1 protein-coding gene is annotated in these 2,494 nt (G+C 72.5%); it reads right to left on the bottom strand.

What is annotated here, in order from left to right:
* Positions 1-2,494 (bottom strand): bifunctional [glutamine synthetase] adenylyltransferase/[glutamine synthetase]-adenylyl-L-tyrosine phosphorylase (locus G6018_RS08795; protein WP_182639409.1); only part of this gene is annotated, 2,494 nt, incomplete at both ends.

Here is a 2,494-nt window from a genome sequence, read left to right as displayed (position 1 = left end):
TCCCTGCGCAGATGCTGGCCACGGCCGCCAGGATCTTGCCCTGACCGGGGAGTTGGTCGACCGCCTTGCCGCGGGCCAGGACCAGGGCGTTGCGGGCGCGGGCGGCCATGAGCCACGACTGCACCAGCGCCTCACGCTCGCCCTCCGAGAGCAACTCCGCGGCGGCCGCGGCCTCGAGCGCCTCCAGGGTGGAGGTGGTGTGCAGGCCCGGCACCCGCGCCGCGTGCTGCATTGTGAGCAGCTGCGCGCACCACTCGACGTCCGCCAGGCCACCGCGCCCGAGCTTGGTGTGCGTGGCCGGGTCGGCCCCTCTGGGCAGACGCTCGGTGTCGATCCGCGCCTTCATCCGCCGGATCTCCTGCACCACCTTGGGCGGCACCCCGTCCGCCGGGTAACGGAACTCGTCGATCATGTGCAGGAAGTCCAGGCCCAGGTCGCGATCCCCCGCCGCGAACGCGGCCCGGAGCAGGGCCTGCAGTTCCCACGTCTCGGCCCACTTGGAGTAGTAGGCGCGGTAGGACGCGAGCGTCCGTACCAGTGGTCCGTTGCGGCCCTCCGGTCGAAGGTCGGCGTCGAGGTCGAGCGGGGGGTCCGACGACGGCGAGGAGAGCAGCCTGCCCACCCGTTCGGCCACCTGGACGGCCCACCGGACGGCGACGTCCTCGGCGACGCCCTCCACCGGATCGCACACGATCATCACGTCCGCATCGGATCCGTAGGACAGCTCGTCCCCGCCGAGCCGCCCCATCCCGATGTACGCGAGTCGGGCCGGCGGCGCCTGGCCCTCGGGGGCCATGTCCCTCATCACGGCCGCGAGGGACGCCTCGAGCACCGCCCGCCACACGGCGGACAGGCGCTTGCCGACCTCCGGCACGGAGACCAACCCCAGGACGTCCGCGGCGCCGATCCGGGCCAGCTCGGCCCGGCGTAGCGACCTCGCCGCGGCGATGACCTTCTCGGGGGTGCGGTGACGGGACGCCGAGGCGGACAGCGCGGAGGCGATGTCGGAGACCTTGGAGGCCACGAGCACGGGCCCCTCGGCGCCGTCGGTCAGCTCCGGGATCACCTCGGGGTTGCGGAGCAGGAGTTCGGAGACGAACGCGGAGGTGCCCAGCACCGTCACCAGGCGGCGCGCCACGATGCTGTCGTCCCGCAGGATGCGCAGGAACCAGGTGACGTCCTGGTGCTCCTCACACAGCTTGCGGTAGGCCAGCAGCCCGGCGTCCGGGTCCGGGGTGTCGGCGAGCCATTCCATGAAGGCGGGCAGGAGCAGCGCCTGGATCCGGCCGCGGCGGTTGTTCTGCCCGGCCAGGGCCCGGAGGTGCCCGAGTGCGTGGCGCGGTGCGCCGAACCCCAGTGCCGCCAGCTGCCGCTCCATCGCCTCGGAGCTCAGGGACAGGGCCTCCGCGTCGTAGGCGGCGATCGAGTCCAGCAGCGGGCGGTAGAACAGCTTGGAATGGAGCCTGCGCACCCGGCTGCGGACCTGACGGAGCTGCTCGAGCAGGACCTCCGCGGCGTCGTGCCGACTGCTGGGCCGGATGTGGGCGGCGCGGGCGAGCCAGCGGTACGCCTCCCGGTCGCCGTCCTCCGGGAGCAGATGGGTGCGCTTGTAGCGCTGGAGCTGGAGACGGTGCTCGAGAAGTCGCAGGAACTCGTAGGCGGCCACCAGGTTGGCGCCGTCCTCCCGCGCGATGTATCCCCCCGCCCGGAGCGCCCCGAGCGCGTCCACCGTGCTGGCGACACGCAGCTCCTCGTCCGTGCGACCGTGCACCAGTTGCAGGAGCTGGACCGCGAACTCCACGTCGCGCAGGCCCCCACGCCCGAGCTTGAGCTCGCGCTCCCGGAGCGGCTCGGGGACGTTCTCCTCCACCCGCCGGCGCATGGCCTGGACGTCGTGCACGAAGTCGTCCCGCTCGGAGGCCGTCCACACCAGCGGGTGCACGGTGTCGTAGTACTCGGTGGCCAGGGCCAGGTCGCCGGTCATCGGCCGGGCCTTGAGCTGCGCCTGGAACTCCCACGTCTTGGCCCACCGCCTGTAATAGGCCTCGTGCGACTCCAGCGTCCGCACCAGCTCGCCGGACTTGCCCTCGGGTCGCAGGGCGGCGTCCACCTCGAAGAAGGCCATCGAGCCGATGCGCATCATCTCCCCGGCCACCCGACCGGTCTTGGCGTCCGCGGGTTCGGAGACGAAGATGATGTCCACGTCGGAGATGTAGTTGAGTTCGCGGGCCCCGCCCTTGCCCATGGCCACCACGCCGAGGCGACAGGGCATGGGCGAATCCGGGTACACCGTGGAGACCGCCACCGCGAGCGCGGCGGTCAGCGCGGCGTCCGCGAGATCGGCGAGGCGACGACCCACCTCGGCGAACGGCAGTACCGGCTCGTCCTCGACCGTGGACGCCACGTCGTGGGCGGCCAGGAGCGCCACGTGGTCGCGGTAGGCCGACCGGAGCACGTTGACCGCGGCGCCGCCGATGACCGCGGCGCGATAGGT

Origin of the sequence: Dietzia sp. DQ11-44, from assembly GCF_014145205.1 — a bacterium.
Classification (GTDB): Bacteria; Actinomycetota; Actinomycetes; order Mycobacteriales; family Mycobacteriaceae; genus Dietzia; species Dietzia natronolimnaea.
Note: the sequence above shows the minus strand (reverse complement) of the source record. Positions and strands in the feature narration are given on the sequence as shown.